The sequence below is a fragment of the Streptomyces incarnatus genome (assembly GCF_001027185.1).
Taxonomy (GTDB): domain Bacteria; phylum Actinomycetota; class Actinomycetes; order Streptomycetales; family Streptomycetaceae; genus Streptomyces; species Streptomyces puniciscabiei.
In genome coordinates this window covers 6,375,764-6,391,278 of the sequence record NZ_CP011497.1, presented here as the reverse complement: position 1 = coordinate 6,391,278, position 15,515 = coordinate 6,375,764, and the positions used below count along the sequence as shown (strand labels likewise).

Below are 15,515 nucleotides of genomic sequence, written 5' to 3'. Positions count from 1 at the left end.
AAGCCGCGACGAACCTGCACGCGAAGGACGACGGAAAGCCCCCGGACACGCCCGAGGGGCCGCACCTCGAAAGGTACGGCCCCTCAGAACCAGCTATCGGCTAAGCCCAGCGGCTTGCGTCAGCTCTGGCCACCGGCCAGCTTCTCGCGCAGCGCGGCCAGCGCCTCGTCCGAGGCCAGCGCACCGGAGGTGTCCGCGCCCTCGGAGGAGTACGAACCGCCGGTCGCGGCCGGAGCGGCGGCCTCGCCGCCACCCTCGGCGGCAGCGGCGGCGTCCGCCTCGCGGGACTTGATGACCTGCTGCTGGTGCTGCTCGAAGCGGGCCTGCGCCTCGGCGTACTGGCGCTCCCACTCCTCGCGCTGCTTCTCGTAGCCCGGCAGCCAGTCGTTGGTCTCCGGGTCGAAGCCCTCGGGGTAGATGTAGTTGCCCTGGTCGTCGTAGGACGCGGCCATGCCGTAGAGGGTCGGGTCGAACTCGACCTCCTCCGGGTGGGCACCGAAGGACTCGTTGGCCTGCTTCAGCGAGAGGCTGATGCGGCGGCGCTCGAGGTCGATGTCGATGACCTTGACGAAGATCTCGTCGTTGACCTGGACGACCTGCTCCGGGATCTCCACGTGGCGCTCGGCCAGCTCGGAGATGTGGACCAGACCCTCGATGCCCTCGTCCACGCGGACGAACGCACCGAACGGCACCAGCTTCGTGACCTTACCGGGCACGACCTGGCCGATCTGGTGGGTGCGGGCGAACTGCTGCCACGGGTCTTCCTGGGTCGCCTTCAGCGACAGGGAGACGCGCTCGCGGTCCATGTCGACGTCGAGGACCTCGACGGTGACCTCCTGGCCGACCTCGACGACCTCGGACGGGTGGTCGATGTGCTTCCAGGACAGCTCGGAGACGTGGACCAGACCGTCGACGCCACCCAGGTCCACGAAGGCACCGAAGTTGACGATCGAGGAGACCACACCGGAGCGGACCTGACCCTTCTGCAGGGTCGTGAGGAACGTCTGGCGGACCTCGGACTGGGTCTGCTCCAGCCAGGCACGGCGGGACAGGACCACGTTGTTGCGGTTCTTGTCCAGCTCGATGATCTTGGCCTCGAGCTCCTTGCCGACGTACGGCTGGAGGTCGCGGACACGGCGCATCTCGACCAGGGAGGCCGGGAGGAAGCCGCGGAGGCCGATGTCGAGGATGAGACCACCCTTGACGACCTCGATGACGGTACCGGTGACGATGCCGTCCTCTTCCTTGATCTTCTCGATGGTGCCCCAGGCACGCTCGTACTGGGCGCGCTTCTTCGAGAGGATCAGGCGGCCTTCCTTGTCCTCCTTCTGGAGGACCAGGGCCTCGATCTCGTCGCCGACGGCGACGACCTCGTTCGGGTCGACGTCGTGCTTGATCGAGAGCTCGCGGCTCGGGATGACACCTTCGGTCTTGTAACCGATGTCGAGCAGGACCTCGTCCCGGTCGACCTTCACGATGACGCCGTCGACGATGTCGCCGTCGTTGAAGTACTTGATCGTCTCGTCGATCGCTGCGAGGAAGGCTTCCTCGTTACCGATGTCGTTGACCGCTACCTGCGGGGTGGTGGCGGTGGTCTCGGTGCTGCTCGTCATGTGGGAAAGGGCTCCGGTACGGACATTGAAGTCGTAGGTACTGCTTACGCCGGGAGCCCGTTTCGCTCTGCAGAAGCCGGACAGCCAAGGAAGCGCCACCAAATGGACACCGGGTGCCCGGTGGCGCCTCGACAACCGAGGGGACATACAACAGATGCGAGCGCAGCCTGCTACGTCTGAGGTGCGCAGGCCCGCAGCGCAACTTGTAGCATACGGGGGCAGCCGGACATGGTCAATGCGCGAAGGCGCACACCCGGGGCGGATCGCCCCATAACCGGCAGAAGAAACGTCCCTTGAGGCCACGCAGGCCTACGGGACCGGTTCCGTGAACCCCGGCGGGTTGGACGGAAGAGTACGACGAGGGAGCCGATCATCCAAGAGCCGGAAGCGTACGAGCCCGGAGGACCCGAGGCGGGCGAGCCGGAGGCGACACGCCGTGACGCCGGGGTCGCGGAGAGCGCACGGGCCAACCGGGGCTGGTGGGACCGCAACGCGGACGAGTACCAGGTCGAGCACGGCACGTTCCTCGGCGACGACCGCTTCGTGTGGGGCCCGGAGGGCCTGGACGAGGTGGAGGCGGAGCTGCTCGGCCCGCCGGAGGAGCTGAAGGGCAAGGACGTCCTGGAGATCGGCGCGGGCGCGGCGCAGTGCGCGCGCTGGCTGGCCGCCCAGGGGGCCCGCCCGGTGGCGCTGGACCTCTCGCACCGTCAGCTGCAGCACGCCCTGCGGATCGGTGGATCGTTTCCGCTCATCTGCGCGGACGCCGGCGCGCTGCCCTTCGCGGACGGCTCCTTCGACCTGGCCTGCTCCGCGTACGGCGCGCTGCCCTTCGTCGCCGACCCGCGGCTGGTGCTGCGCGAGGTGCGCCGGGTGCTGCGGCCGGGCGGCAGGTTCGTCTTCTCGGTGACGCATCCGATCCGCTGGGCGTTCCCGGACGAGCCGGGCCCCGAGGGTCTGTCGGTGTCGTCCTCCTACTTCGACCGCACGCCCTACGTGGAGCAGGACGAGGAGGGCCGCGCGGTCTACGTGGAGCACCACCGGACGGTCGGCGACCGGGTCCGGGACGTCGTGGCGTCCGGCTTCCGCCTGGTGGACCTGGTGGAGCCGGAGTGGCCGGCCTGGAACACCTCGGAGTGGGGCGGCTGGTCCCCGCTGCGCGGCCATCTCATCCCCGGCACGGCGATCTTCGTGTGCGAGCGGGACTGACCTCCCGTTCTTCTGCGCACGTGCACGCGCGTGTGAGGGGCGGTCTCGCCGTCGTACGACACTGGGGGGCGTGATCCGTTACGACGCCCTGGACGCGCTGCCCGTGCGCTCCGCGCTGCCCGCCCTGGCCGAGGCCCTGGAGGACGGCGGCACCGCCGTGCTCGTGGCGCCGCCCGGCACCGGCAAGACGACGCTGGTGCCGCTGGTGCTGGCGGGGCTGGCCGGGGGCGGGCCCGCGCGGCGGGTCGTGGTGGCCGAGCCGCGCCGGATCGCGGCACGGGCGGCGGCCCGTCGGACGGCGTGGCTGCTGGGTGAGAAGCCCGGTCAGAGCGTGGGCTTCACGGTGCGCGGCGAGCGGGCCGTGGGACGGCACACGCGCGTGGAGGTCGTGACGACCGGGGTGCTGCTGCAGCGGCTGCAACGCGACCAGGAGTTGCCGGGCGTCGACGTCGTCGTCCTCGACGAGTGCCACGAGCGGCATCTGGACGCCGACACGGCGGCCGCGTTCCTGTGGGACGTACGGCAGGCGCTCCGGCCGGAGCTGCGGCTGGTGGCCGCGTCGGCGACGACCGACGCGGAGGGCTGGGCGCGGCTGCTGGGCGGGGCGCCGGTGGTCGAGGCGGCGGGCGTCGCGCACCCGGTGGAGGTGGTGTGGGCGCCTCCGGCGCGTCCGGTACGGCCGCCGCACGGGATGCGGGTCGATCCGGCGCTGCTGGCGCACGTGGCGTCGGTGGTGCGGCGGGCGCTGGCCGAGCGGGACGGGGACGTGCTGTGCTTCCTGCCCGGTGTGGGCGAGATCGCGCGCGTGGCGGGGCAGCTCGGCGCGCTCGGTGAGATCGACGTGCTGCAGGTGCACGGGCGGGCGCCGGCCGCCGTGCAGGACGCGGTGCTGGCGCCCGGGGCCCGGCGCCGGGTGGTGCTGGCGACCTCGGTGGCGGAGTCCTCGCTGACGGTGCCCGGGGTGCGCGTGGTGGTGGACTCCGGGCTGGCGCGGGAGCCGCGGGTGGATCACGCGCGCGGGCTGAGCGGGCTGACGACGGTGCGGGCGTCGCGGGCGGCCGGGCGGCAGCGGGCGGGGCGGGCCGGGCGGGAGGCGCCGGGGGCGGTGTACCGGTGCTGGTCCGAGGCCGAGGACGGGCGTCTGCCGGCGTATCCGGCGCCGGAGATCAAGGTGGCCGATCTGACCGCGTTCGCCCTGCAGGCGGCCTGCTGGGGGGATCCGGACGCCTCCGGGCTGCCGTTGCTGGATCCGCCGCCGGGTGGGGCGATGGCGGCGGCGCGCTCCGCGTTGACGGCGGTGGGCGCGGTGGACTCCGTCGGGCGGGCCACGTCGGTCGGTGTGCGGCTGGCCCGGCTGGGTGTGCATCCTCGGCTGGGGCGGGCGCTGCTGGACACGGGCGGCGAGGGTGCGGAAGTCGTCGCTCTGCTGTCCGAGGAAGTGCCGCGGGACCACGGGGATGATCTTGCCGGTGCGTTGCGTCGTGCGCGGCGTGGGGGTGACGCCTATGCGGGGCGGTGGGCTGCGGAAGTACGGCGGCTGCGGGCCGTCTCGGGGGAGGTTTCCCACCCGCCCACCCATGACCTTCGGTCGGAAGGCGCCTTCCGGGTCGGACCAGGCACCGGTGACGACAGGCTCGCCGGTGTCGTCGCCGCGCTCGCCTTTCCCGAGCGGGTCGCCAAGCTCGACGGTGGGTCGTACCTGATGGCGTCCGGCACGCGGGCCGAGTTGGGTGATGCGTCGGCGTTGCGGGGAGCGCCCTGGATCGTCGTCGCCGTCGCCGACCGGCCCTCCGGTACGGGACACGCGCGCGTGCGGCTCGGCGCCGCCGTGAGCGAGGACGTGGCGCGGGCCGCCGCCGGGGCGCTGCTCGGCGAGCGGGACGAGGTGCGCTGGGGCGACGGGGATGTCGTGGCCCGGCACGTCGAGCGGCTGGGCGCCATCGAGCTGGCCGTACGGCCGCTGAAGGACGCGGACCCGGCGCTCGTGCGCGGCGCCCTGCTCGAAGGGCTGCGGCAGGAAGGGCTCGGATTGCTGCGGTGGCCGCCGGAGGCGGAGGTGCTGCGGCAGCGGCTGGCGTTTCTCCGTGCCCGCCTTGGCGAGCCCTGGCCGGACGTGTCCGACGACGCGCTGCACGCGCGCGTGGACGAGTGGCTGGAGCCGGAGCTGAGCCGGGCCCGGCGGCGGGCCGATCTCGGCCGGATCGACGCCGGGCAGGGGCTGGCGCGGTTGCTGCCGTGGGCGAGTGGGCAAGCCGGGCGGCTGGACGAGCTGGCGCCGGAGCGGATCACCGTACCGAGTGGGTCCAGAATCCGGATCGACTATCGGGATCCGGAGCGGCCGGTGCTCGCGGTGAAGCTGCAGGAGATGTTCGGGCTGCGCGAGACGCCGGCCGTGGCGGGGGTGCCGCTGCTCGTGCATCTGCTCTCCCCCGCCGGGCGGCCCGCCGCCGTCACGGCCGACCTCGCCTCCTTCTGGAAGGACGGCTACCAGGGCGTACGGGCCGAGCTGCGCGGGCGGTATCCGAAGCACCCGTGGCCCGAGGACCCGGCGGCCGCCGAGCCCACCCGGCACACCAACGCGCGGCTCAGGCGCTGACCGGTTCGGGTTCGGCCGGCTGCGCGGGTGCCGGGTCACGGGGACGGCGGGCGCGGGCCTCCAGGTAGAGGGAGAGGGCCAGGAGCAGGGCTCCGGCGGTCAGGGAGCCCCAGGGGACGTACGAGGTGAGCATCAGCACCAGGGTGCGGTTGTGCTCGACCAGGGTGACCGTGTGCGCGATGTAGTCCTCGCGCATCTTCACGTCCCCGGCGAACGCCGTGACCCTGGCCCGGCCGCCGAGCAGGGTGCCGCCGCGCAGTTCCTCCTTGTGGAGTTCCTCGCCGTAGACGGGCGCGCCGGTGACGGGTTCGACCCAGAACCTGCGGACCGTGCTGTACCAGCGGGTGGTTCCGGTCCTGGCGACCGATTCCGGCGTGATGCCCTGGACGGGCATGGTCTTCGGCATGGGGACCCTGGTCCAGCCGATGGTCTGCTCGAAGTAGTAGACCTTCAGGCCCCGGAAGGTCCGCGTGCCCTTGTAGTGGATGGGGCTGGTGGTGCGGGTCTGCGCGTCGAAGTACTCGTAGTCGCGTTTCTGCGTCAGGAACGGCCACTTGAACTCGATGCCCTGCCGGGTGACGGGGTCGCCGTCGACCATCTCGCCGGTGGCGTGCACGGGGTCCTGGCTGTGGGCGTCGAAGATGTAGCGCTCGGGGACCTTGGAGACCATCTTGCCGTCGGGACCCTGGACGTAGGAGAGGCCGTCCCAGACCACGACCGGCCGGCCCGCCGTCCTCTCGATCCGCTGGGCGGCCGCCACGTCGCCCTTGAGGGTCTGCACGATGGTGACCTTGGAGACCTTCCTCGCGCGCATGGTGCCGTAGTCGAGCAGGGTGGCACCCCTGGCCTCCAGGACCATGTCCTGGTACTGGTTCGCGGGGATCCTGGCCAGGCGCGGGAAGGCGTACCAGCGCAGGAGCGGGGCGAGCGCCGCGCAGAAGACGGCGCAGGCGAGCAGGACCAGGCTTGCCTTGCGGCGCATGAAGGCCTCCCTCCCGGACGGGCGCGGCTACGGATGCGAGGGCACCGTCGTCAGCAGCGGTTTGGGGGATGTCCGGCCCGTCGGCGCACCCATGGCGGTCATCGCCAGGACCAGGGCGAGCGCGAGGGCGAGACCGGTCGCGGCGGCGATCAGGGCGCGCATACGGGCCTCCCGGCGGACGGTGGTGTCCCCATGGGTTCCTGATGGTTCGTCAGGTTCGGCACCGTAGCAACCGGCGGGTGAGATGAGAACAGCGGTGCACGCACGAACGAGGGCGCCCTCCCCGCGGGTGCGGAGGAGGGCGCCCTCGCGTGCTCTCAGGAGGAGGCGGACGGGCTGGGCGACGGGCTCGGCGAGGCGTCCGCCGCGGCGACCTTCAGCTCGACGGTGAGCGTCGCGCCGCCGGTGGTGGTGATGCGGAGCAGGAAGGTACCGGTGGTGTCGTCCGCGTACAGCTTCGGCAGGGTCAGCAGGCCCTTGGCGTCCGTCTGGAGGCCGGTGAGCGTGCGGACCGGCTTGCCGTCGGCGTCCTTGAAGTACGGGCCCTTGTCGTTCTCGGTGGCGTCGGTGTCGGACTTGATCAGGGTGGCGGTGGCGGCGACCTTGTCCGCGACGGCGCCCTTGTACGTCGCCTTCACCTGGACCTGGTCGGCGAACTCGCCGCCCGGGGTGCAGGTCAGCGGGGTGTCGCTGGTGCGCGCCAGGGTGTCGGCGGCGCGCTCGGTGACGGTGACCGGATAGCCGAGGCCCGTGACCGTGCGGCCCACGACGGTGGCCATGACCTTGAAGTCGCCGGTCTTCTCGCCCGCCTGGAGCGCCGGGGCGAGAGCGACGCCCTTGGCGTCGGTGGCGACCGTGGCCACCCTCTCGCCGCCGGCGAAGGTGGCGTCGGTGTCCCCGGTGATGGTGAACCGGATCCTGACCTTGGCGACGGCCTTGCCGGCCTTGGTCTCGGCGCGGGTGCCGATCCGTCCGCTGAAGGCGTGCCCGGCCATCGCGGTGAGCTTGGCGGTGCCCGCGTCCCGCAGGTGGTCCACGGTGTCGGTGGGGGTCGGCGAGGGCGTCGGCGGGGCGGGCGGCTTCGGCGGGGTCGGGCTGGGGCTGCCGTTGCCGCCGGGCGTGCTGGGCTTGGGGTCCGGCTTCGGATGGGCCTTGGTCTTCGGTGCCTTCGTGTGCTTCGGGGACTTGGCGGGCGGGGTGCCGTCGTCGCTGCGGTGGCCGGGCACGCTGCCGGTGCCGTCGGGCACGGAATGGGTGCCCTTGCGGTAGTACTCCAGCCACGACAGGACGGTGTTCAGGTAGTCCTGCGAGTCGTTGTAGCTGAGGATGGCGCTGTGCAGGTCGTCCTCGCGCGCGAGGTCCCAGCCGTTGCGGCACAGGTAGTGGCCGGCGGCGAGGGCGGCGTCGTAGACGTTGTTGGGGTCCTTCTTGCCGTCGCCGTTGCCGTCGCGGCCGGCCCACGCCCAGGTCGACGGGATGAACTGCATGGGGCCGACGGCCTGGTCGTACGCGGTGTTGCCGTCGTAGAGGCCGTGGTCGGTGTCCTTGATGAGCGCGAAGCCGTTGCCGTCGAGCGCCGGGCCCAGGATCCGGCCGATCGTGGTGCCGTCGGCGTCGACCCGGCCGCCTTCCGCCTGGCCCGACTCGACCTTGCCGATGGCGGCGAGCAGCTGCCAGGGCAGGTTGCAGCCGGGCTTGGCGGAACGCAGTTCGGCCTCGGCCTTCTTGTAGGCGTCGAGGACCGTCGCCGGGATGCCGGCCTCGGCGTCGCCCTGGGGGGCGGGGGTGCCGGTGGCGCTCGGCGAGGGGCTGGGGTTGGGGCTGTTCAGGGGCGGGAGGTCCGTGTAGTACGGCGAGTTGCCGGTGGCGTTGCCGTCGGAGGTGGCGTCGGGTGCGGGGGCGGAGGCGCCGGCCGTCGCCGGTCTGCCGTGGTCCTCGCCGGGCATTCCCGGAGCCTGGGACGCGGACAGGGCCGCGACCGCCGCCGCGGCCACGGCGGTGGTCGCCGCCCCCTTGCGCAGCCGCCTTCCGAAATGCGCCGCCATCGAGTGAACCCCTCCTGTGGACTCCGTACGTCCGTCCGCGTCTGTCTGCCTCGCACTGGTGTGACGGTCGACCCGGTGTTCTGGTTGCCCCTGTGGCGTCCTTCCCCTTGTGCGACGTGCGTTCCGCCGCGCGCCGGGCAGGACACGCCGCAGGTGACCCTACGACAACTTGCTTTGCGCCGGGACCCGTTCCTGCCCGCTTTTCACCCGTTGGCCAACTCTCGTTGGTGCGCAGGACCAGGGAGGGCGGTCCGGCGTACCGGACGGACATGGGGGGCGGCCGGCCGTGCTGCTGCGCTGCGGTCGCCACGCGCGTGCGGGCACCGTCACGGTGGTTGCGCCACGCGCGCGTGCGGGCGCCGTCACGGTGGTGTGGTGGTACGTCTCCGCGGTGCCGGGTGCGCTGACGCATGTGGTGTGGGACGCGTTCACGCATCAGGGGCGGTGGGGGACGCGGCTGGTTCCGGCCATCGGGCGGGACCGGGTGGCGGGGGTGCCGCTGTGCTCGCTGCTGCGGCACGGCTCGTCCGTGGCGGGCGCGGTCGTGCTCGCGGTGTTCGCCGTGCGTGCGCTGCGGCGTGCGCCGGGCGGGGCGGCGGTGGGGTGCCCGTGCTGTCCGTGCGGGACCCGTGGCGGGCCGGCGTGGTGATCGGCGGCTGTGCGGTGGCCGGGGCGGTGCGGCGGGCGTCGCGCCGGCGAGCGCTTACAGGGGCGCCGGAGCGGCCGTGGGATCTGGTACCGCCCTGTGCTGTGCTTCGGGACGGGCGCCGGGCAGGTCCTTGGGGTGGTGCTGTACGCCGTCGGGCTCAGGGTGTGGCGCCGGGGCCCGGCTCCGGATGGTCCGGCTGATCCGGCCGATCCGGCTGATCCCGTCGGCCCCGGGGATCCCGGTGGGGTGGTCGGTGCGGGGCGGGGGCGGCCGGCCGGTCGGTGAGCGACGCGACGAAGACCGTGAGGGTGCGTCGGGGGCGCGGTCTCGGGAGCGCGGTGAGTGCGAGGGCGAGGTAACCGCGGGCGAGATCGGCCCACTGACGCCAGTCGGGGGCGTGTTCCACGGGGGCGGTCAGGCCGGCGAGTCTGTGCCGGAGGTTCCTGGCGGCCCTGCGGACGGTCGCGCTCAGGTCGGCGGGGATGCGGGCGGTGCTTGCGTCGGCCGCGAGGGCCGGGACCGGCGAGACGGGCACGGCCCGCGCCGAGGCGGCGTCCGCCCAGGCCCGGATGTCTACCTCGGGCGTCCGGCGGTGAAGCGTGCGTATACCCATGCCCGCAGTGTTGCGGCTGTGGGGGGTGGGGGGCGTTTTGGCGGGGGCCACGTGAGTGACGGTTCCCCCCGGGGGTTCGGCCGACTTGCTCTGTGCGGGTGCCGGGGGCTTGTGCTGGTGGGGGTGGGTGGGGGCGTGGGCCTGGATGCGGGGGAGTAGTGCGGGGGCGTGGGTGCGGGGGGTTTGGCACCGCCGGGTTGCGCCGTGGGGGCGGAGCGCCGTTGCGGCGGGATCTGGGGGGCGGGATTTCCAGGTGCGGGTTGAACCCGGACGTGGCCCTGCGGTGCTTCGGCACCGCCGGATTGCGCCGTGGGGGCTGGGCGCCGTTGCGGCGGAGAAATTGGTGCCGGTGCGGGGCGGCGATGGCCGGTATCGCAGGTGGCGGTGCCGGTGCGGGGCGGCAGTGGCGGCGGTGCCGGTGCGGAGGGCGCCGGTGTGGAGGCGCGGCAGTGCCGGAGCGGAGGCCGCGGTGCCGGGGCGGAGGCGGCGGGGGCGTTGCGACCGGCGGTGGTTGCAACGCCCCGCTGCTCAGGCGCCGCAGGCTAGTGCGCTGCCGATTCCCAGTCCGGGCCGACGCCGACCGAGACGTCCAGGGGGGCCCGGAGGTGGACCGCGTTGGACATCTCCTTGCGGACGACCTGCTCGGCGGCCGACTGCTCGCCGGGGGCGATCTCCAGCACGATTTCGTCGTGGACCTGCAGGAGCATGCGGGACTTCAGGTCCGCCTCCCGCAGGGCGCTGTCCACCTTGAGCATGGCGATCTTGACGATGTCGGCGGCCGTGCCCTGGATGGGCGCGTTGAGGGCCATGCGCTCGGCGGCCTCGCGGCGCTGGCGGTTGTCGCTGTTGAGGTCCGGCAGGTAGCGGCGGCGCCCGAAGAGCGTCGCCGTGTAGCCCGTCGCCCGGGCCTCGTCGACCGCCCGGCGCAGGTAGTCCCGGACGCCGCCGAAGCGCTCGAAGTAGGCGTCCATCAGGGCGCGCGCCTCGGCCGCCTCGATGTTCAGCTGCTGGGACAGGCCGAAGGCGGAGAGGCCGTAGGCCAGGCCGTACGACATCGCCTTGATCTTGCGGCGCATCTCCGCGTCCACCGCGGCGGGCTCGACGCCGAACACCTGCGAGGCGGCCGTGGTGTGCAGGTCCTCGCCGGAGGTGAAGGCCTGGATCAGGCCCTCGTCCTCGGAAAGGTGGGCCATCACGCGCAGCTCGATCTGGCTGTAGTCGGCGGTCATCAGGGACTCGAAGCCCTCGCCGACCACGAAGCCGCGGCGGATCGCGCGGCCCTCGTCCGTGCGGACCGGGATGTTCTGCAGGTTCGGGTCCGTGGAGGACAGGCGGCCGGTCGCCGCCACCGTCTGGTTGAAGGTGGTGTGGATACGGCCGTCGCCCGCGATCGTCTTGATTAGGCCCTCCACGGTGACACGCAGCTTCGCCTGCTCCCGGTGGCGGAGCATGATCACCGGCAGTTCGTTGTCGGTCTGGGTGGCGAGCCAGGCCAGGGCGTCGGCGTCCGTGGTGTAGCCGGTCTTGGTCTTCTTCGTCTTCGGCAGGGCCAGCTCGCCGAAGAGGACCTCCTGGAGCTGCTTGGGCGAGCCCAGGTTGAACTCGTGGCCGGCGGCCGCGTGGGCCTCCTTCACGGCCTGCTGCACGGCACCCGCGAAGGTCTGCTCCATCGTTTCGAGGTGCGCGCGGTCGGCCGCGATGCCGTGCCGCTCCATGCGGGCGAGCAGGGCGGAGGTGGGCAGCTCCATGTCGCGCAGGAGGTCGGCCGCGCCGACCTCCTCGAGACGGGTGCCGAAGGCCTCGCCCAGGTCGAGGACCGCGCGGGCCTGGATCATCAGAGCCTCGGCCTCGGCGCCCTCGTCGGCGCCGAAGGCCAGCTGGCCGTCGGCCGCGGCGGCGGGCGCCAGCTCCCGGTGCAGGTACTCCAGGGACAGCGCGTCCAGGTCGAAGGAGCGGCGGCCGGGCTTGACGAGGTAGGCGGCGAGCGCGGTGTCCATGGTCACGCCCTCGACGGACCAGCCGTGCTCGGCGAGGACGCGCATGGCGCCCTTGGCGTTGTGGAACACCTTGGGGCGGGCGGCGTCGGCCAGCCAGGCCGCGAACGCGTTCTCGTCGGCCTCGTCCAGCTCGGCGGGGTCGAACCAGGCGGCCGCTCCCCCGGCCGCGGCCAGGGCGACCTCGGCGACCGAGCCGGTGCCCAGCGCCCAGGTGTCGACGGTGGCGACGCCCAGGGTCCCGGCGCCGTGCTCGGCGAGCCAGGGGGCCAGCTCGCCGGTGCGCAGGATCTTGCCGTCCAGCTCCACCCCGTCGGTGGCGATCGGCGTGACCTCGGCCTCCTCGGCGCCGGGGTCGACGGCGAAGAGACGCTCGCGCAGGGACGGGTTGCGGATCTCCAGGGTGTCCAGGACCAGCGTGACGGCCCTGCGGTCGTACGCGGCCCGCTCCAGGTCGGCGACCGCCCTGGGCAGCTCGACCTGGCGCTCCAGCTCGGTGAGGACGCGGTTGAGCTTGACCGACTCCAGGTGGTCGCGGAGGTTCTGCCCGGCCTTGCCCTTGACCTCGTCGACGCGTTCGACCAGCTCGGCGAACGAGCCGAACTGGTTGATCCACTTCGCCGCGGTCTTCTCGCCGACGCCGGGGATGCCGGGGAGGTTGTCGGACGGGTCGCCGCGCAGGGCCGCGAAGTCCGGGTACTGGGCGGGCGTCAAGCCGTACTTCTCGAAAACCTTCTCCGGGGTGAACCGGGTCAGCTCGGAGACGCCCTTGGTCGGGTAGAGCACGGTGATGTTGTCGGTGACCAGCTGGAAGGAGTCGCGGTCGCCGGTGACGATCAGCACCTCGAAGCCCTCGGCCTCGGCCTGGGTGGCGAGGGTGGCGATGACGTCGTCCGCCTCGAAGCCGTCCACGGCGAAGCGCGGGGCGTGCATCGCGTCGAGGAGCTCGCCGATCAGCTCGACCTGGCCCTTGAACTCGTCGGGGGTCTTGGAGCGGTTCGCCTTGTACTCGGTGAACTTCTCGGAGCGCCAGGTCTTGCGCGAGACGTCGAAGGCCACGGCGAAGTGCGTGGGCGCCTCGTCACGCAGGGTGTTGGCCAGCATCGACGCGAAGCCGTAGATCGCGTTCGTCGGCTGGCCGGTCGCGGTCGTGAAGTTCTCCGCGGGCAGCGCGAAGAACGCGCGGTAGGCCAGCGAGTGCCCGTCCATGAGCATCAGCCGGGGACGGGTGCCGCCGGGGGTCTTGTCGGTCTTCTTCGATGCTGTCTCTGCCACGTCCCCGATCCTGCCACGCCGCACTGACACTCCGGTCCGGGCTGCCGAGGGTTGCCTCCCGGTCACGGACTGTGCCGGCGGTTGGTGAAGAGGAGCGGCGCGGAACGCGGGCGGGGCGTTGTCAGTCGGCCGTGGGAGGATCGGCAGCGTACTTCTCACACGCAGTCGAAGGGGAGCGTGCGATGGCGACGAAGCCGCCCAAGGGTGATCCGGTCCAGGACGCGCCGCAGGTCGCGGAGCCCAAGCACGCGGCGGCGGGGCTGCCCGCCATCGGGCACACGCTGCGCATCGCCCAGCAGCAGATGGGCGTGCGGCGCACGGCGCTGACGCTGCTGCGGGTGAACCAGAAGGACGGGTTCGACTGCCCGGGCTGCGCCTGGCCGGAGCCGGACCACCGGCACAAGGCGGAGTTCTGCGAGAACGGCGCGAAGGCGGTGGCCGAGGAGGCCACCCTGCGCCGGGTCACCCCGGAGTTCTTCGCCGCGCACTCCGTGGCCGACCTGGCCACGAGGAGCGGCTACTGGCTGGGGCAGCAGGGGCGGCTCACGCACCCCATGTACCTGCCGGAGGGCGGCACACACTACGAGCCGGTCGACTGGGAGCGCGCCTTCGACATCGTCGCCGAGGAGCTCGCCGCCCTCTCCTCCCCCGACGAGGCCGTCTTCTACACCTCGGGCCGCACCAGCAACGAGGCCGCGTTCCTGTACCAGTTGTTCGCACGCGAGCTGGGCACGAACAACCTGCCGGACTGCTCCAACATGTGCCACGAGTCGTCCGGTTCGGCGCTCAGCGAGACGATCGGCATCGGCAAGGGCAGCGTCCTGCTGGAAGACCTGTACAAGGCCGACCTGATCATCGTCGCCGGTCAGAACCCGGGCACGAACCACCCCCGCATGCTCTCCGCGCTGGAGAAGGCCAAGGCGAACGGCGCGCGGATCATCAGCGTCAATCCGCTGCCCGAGGCCGGTCTGGAGCGGTTCAAGAACCCGCAGACCGCGCAGGGCATGCTGAAGGGCGCCGCCCTCACCGATCTGTTCCTGCAGATCCGCATCGGCGGCGACCAGGCGCTGTTCCGCCTCCTCAACAAGCTGATCCTCGAGACCGAGGGCGCGGTCGACGAAGAGTTCATCCGTGAACACACCCACGGCTTCGAGGAGTTCGCCGCGGCCGCCCGTGCCGCCGACTGGGACGAGACGCTGCGGGCGACGGGCCTCACGCGCGCGGAGATCCAGCAGGCCCTCGGCATGGCGCTCGCCTCCGAGCGCACCATCGTCTGCTGGGCCATGGGCCTCACCCAGCACAAGCACGCCGTCCCGACCATCCGCGAGGTGGTCAACTTCCTGCTGCTGCGCGGCAACATCGGCCGGCCGGGCGCGGGCGTGTGCCCGGTGCGCGGGCACAGCAACGTCCAGGGCGACCGCACCATGGGCATCTTCGAGCGGCCCGCGCCCGCCTTCCTGGACGCGCTGGAGAAGGAGTTCGGGTTCGCGCCGCCGCGCGCGCACGGCTTCGACGTCGTACGGGCCATCCGTGCGCTGCGCGACGGCGAGGCGAAGGTGTTCTTCGCCATGGGCGGCAACTTCGTCTCCGCCTCCCCCGACACCGAGGTCACCGAGGCCGCGATGCGGCGGGCGCGGCTGACGGTGCACGTGTCGACCAAGCTCAACCGCTCGCATGTCGTCACGGGCGCGCGGGCGCTGATCCTGCCCACGCTGGGCCGCACCGAGCGGGATCTGCAGGCGAGCGGCGAGCAGTTCGTGACCGTCGAGGACTCGATGGGCATGGTGCACGCCTCGCGCGGGCGGCTGGCGCCGGCGAGCCCGCGGCTGAGGTCCGAGCCCGCGATCATCTGCGGGCTCGCGCGGCGGGTGCTCGGCGCGGACAGCGTCGTGCCGTGGGAGGAGTTCGAGAAGGACTACGCGACGATCCGTGACCGCATCGCGCGCGTGGTCCCCGGTTTCCAGGACTTCAACGCGCGCGTGGCCCGGCCGGGCGGCTTCACCCTGCCGCACGCCCCGCGCGACGAGCGCCGCTTCCCGACCGCCACGGGCAAGGCCAACTTCACGGCGGCACCGGTGGAGTACCCCGAACTGCCCGAGGGCCGGCTGCTGCTGCAGACCCTGCGCTCGCACGACCAGTACAACACCACGATCTACGGCCTGGACGACCGCTACCGGGGCATCACCGGCGGCCGCCGCGTGGTGCTGGTGAACCCCGAGGACGCGCGGGCGCTCGGGTTCGCCGAGGGGTCGTACGTCGACCTGGTGAGCGAGTGGAAGGACGGCGTGGAGCGACGGGCACCGGGTTTCCGGGTCGTGCACTACCCGACGACCCGGGGATGCGCGGCGGCGTACTACCCGGAGACGAACGTCCTGGTCCCGCTCGACGCGACCGCCGACACCAGCAACACCCCGGCCAGCAAGTCCGTGGTCGTACGTCTCGAAGGTCACACCCGCGGCGGGGAGGGCCGTCTGGAACAATCGGCGACCGACTGAGCGTTTGCTCAGCCAGCAGACAGCCGCAACGGACAGCTGTACGACGA

General features: G+C 72.5%; 10 protein-coding genes. 4 read left to right on the top strand and 6 right to left on the bottom strand.

All coding sequences use genetic code 11. The annotated features are described in order from the left end of the window. Positions 1-119 precede the first annotated feature (119 nt). Positions 120-1,613 carry a 30S ribosomal protein S1 gene (gene rpsA, locus ABB07_RS28840; protein ID WP_055707059.1) on the bottom strand — a complete coding sequence of 498 codons (1,494 nt, stop codon included), beginning with the start codon at positions 1,611-1,613 and terminating at the stop codon, positions 120-122. Positions 1,614-1,982: 369 nt separating this feature from the next. Between rpsA and ABB07_RS28835 the strand changes: the two genes are divergently transcribed. Together ABB07_RS28835 and hrpB are read left to right on the top strand one after the other, a co-directional pair. Further along, the gene (locus ABB07_RS28835; protein ID WP_208903663.1) at positions 1,983-2,819 is read left to right on the top strand and encodes a class I SAM-dependent methyltransferase; all 837 of its coding nucleotides are present in this window, start codon (positions 1,983-1,985) and stop codon (positions 2,817-2,819) included. A gap of 70 nt (positions 2,820-2,889) precedes the next feature. Continuing rightward, a complete protein-coding gene (gene hrpB, locus ABB07_RS28830; protein ID WP_208901449.1) occupies positions 2,890-5,415 on the top strand; it encodes an ATP-dependent helicase HrpB in 2,526 nt (841 codons plus the stop codon). Here hrpB and pgfA read toward each other — a convergent pair. From pgfA to ABB07_RS28815, 3 genes are all read right to left on the bottom strand, one after another. Next, positions 5,405-6,397: a cell envelope lipid trafficking protein PgfA gene (gene pgfA, locus ABB07_RS28825; RefSeq protein ID WP_208901448.1), complete on the bottom strand. Its 993-nt coding sequence runs from the start codon at positions 6,395-6,397 to the stop codon at positions 5,405-5,407. The genes hrpB and pgfA overlap by 11 nt on opposite strands. A gap of 27 nt (positions 6,398-6,424) precedes the next feature. After that, positions 6,425-6,559 carry an SPW_0924 family protein gene (locus ABB07_RS28820; protein WP_208901447.1) on the bottom strand — a complete coding sequence of 45 codons (135 nt, stop codon included), beginning with the start codon at positions 6,557-6,559 and terminating at the stop codon, positions 6,425-6,427. 155 nt (positions 6,560-6,714) lie between these two features. Further along, positions 6,715-8,442, bottom strand: coding sequence for a lytic transglycosylase domain-containing protein (locus ABB07_RS28815; RefSeq protein WP_208901446.1), 1,728 nt, complete (start codon positions 8,440-8,442; stop codon positions 6,715-6,717). Positions 8,443-8,773: 331 nt separating this feature from the next. On the opposite strand from ABB07_RS28815, the gene ABB07_RS41805 reads away from it, so the two are divergent. Further along, positions 8,774-9,091 (top strand): DUF4184 family protein, encoded by a 318-nt coding sequence (locus ABB07_RS41805; RefSeq protein ID WP_341845903.1) that lies wholly within the window; start codon positions 8,774-8,776, stop codon positions 9,089-9,091. A 157-nt stretch (positions 9,092-9,248) separates the two neighbouring features. Here ABB07_RS41805 and ABB07_RS41800 read toward each other — a convergent pair whose 3' ends face one another. Then, complete coding sequence (locus ABB07_RS41800) at positions 9,249-9,704, bottom strand: hypothetical protein (protein ID WP_341845902.1); 456 nt, start codon at positions 9,702-9,704, stop codon at positions 9,249-9,251. A gap of 542 nt (positions 9,705-10,246) precedes the next feature. After that, the gene (gene polA, locus ABB07_RS28800) at positions 10,247-12,973 is read right to left on the bottom strand and encodes a DNA polymerase I (RefSeq protein WP_208901445.1); all 2,727 of its coding nucleotides are present in this window, start codon (positions 12,971-12,973) and stop codon (positions 10,247-10,249) included. Positions 12,974-13,155: 182 nt separating this feature from the next. Between polA and ABB07_RS28795 the strand changes: the two genes are divergently transcribed. Then, the gene (locus tag ABB07_RS28795) at positions 13,156-15,468 is read left to right on the top strand and encodes an FdhF/YdeP family oxidoreductase (protein ID WP_208901444.1); all 2,313 of its coding nucleotides are present in this window, start codon (positions 13,156-13,158) and stop codon (positions 15,466-15,468) included. The last annotated feature ends 47 nt before the right edge of the window (positions 15,469-15,515 follow it).

Coding starts and splice junctions, on each gene's coding strand:
- rpsA (WP_055707059.1), bottom strand. CDS start 1,613: ATGACGAGCAGCACCGAGACCACCGCCACCACCCCGCAGGTAGCGGTC.
- pgfA (WP_208901448.1), bottom strand. CDS start 6,397: ATGCGCCGCAAGGCAAGCCTGGTCCTGCTCGCCTGCGCCGTCTTCTGC.
- ABB07_RS28820 (WP_208901447.1), bottom strand. CDS start 6,559: ATGCGCGCCCTGATCGCCGCCGCGACCGGTCTCGCCCTCGCGCTCGCC.
- ABB07_RS28815 (WP_208901446.1), bottom strand. CDS start 8,442: ATGGCGGCGCATTTCGGAAGGCGGCTGCGCAAGGGGGCGGCGACCACC.
- ABB07_RS41800 (WP_341845902.1), bottom strand. CDS start 9,704: ATGGGTATACGCACGCTTCACCGCCGGACGCCCGAGGTAGACATCCGG.
- ABB07_RS28795 (WP_208901444.1), top strand. CDS start 13,156: ATGGCGACGAAGCCGCCCAAGGGTGATCCGGTCCAGGACGCGCCGCAG.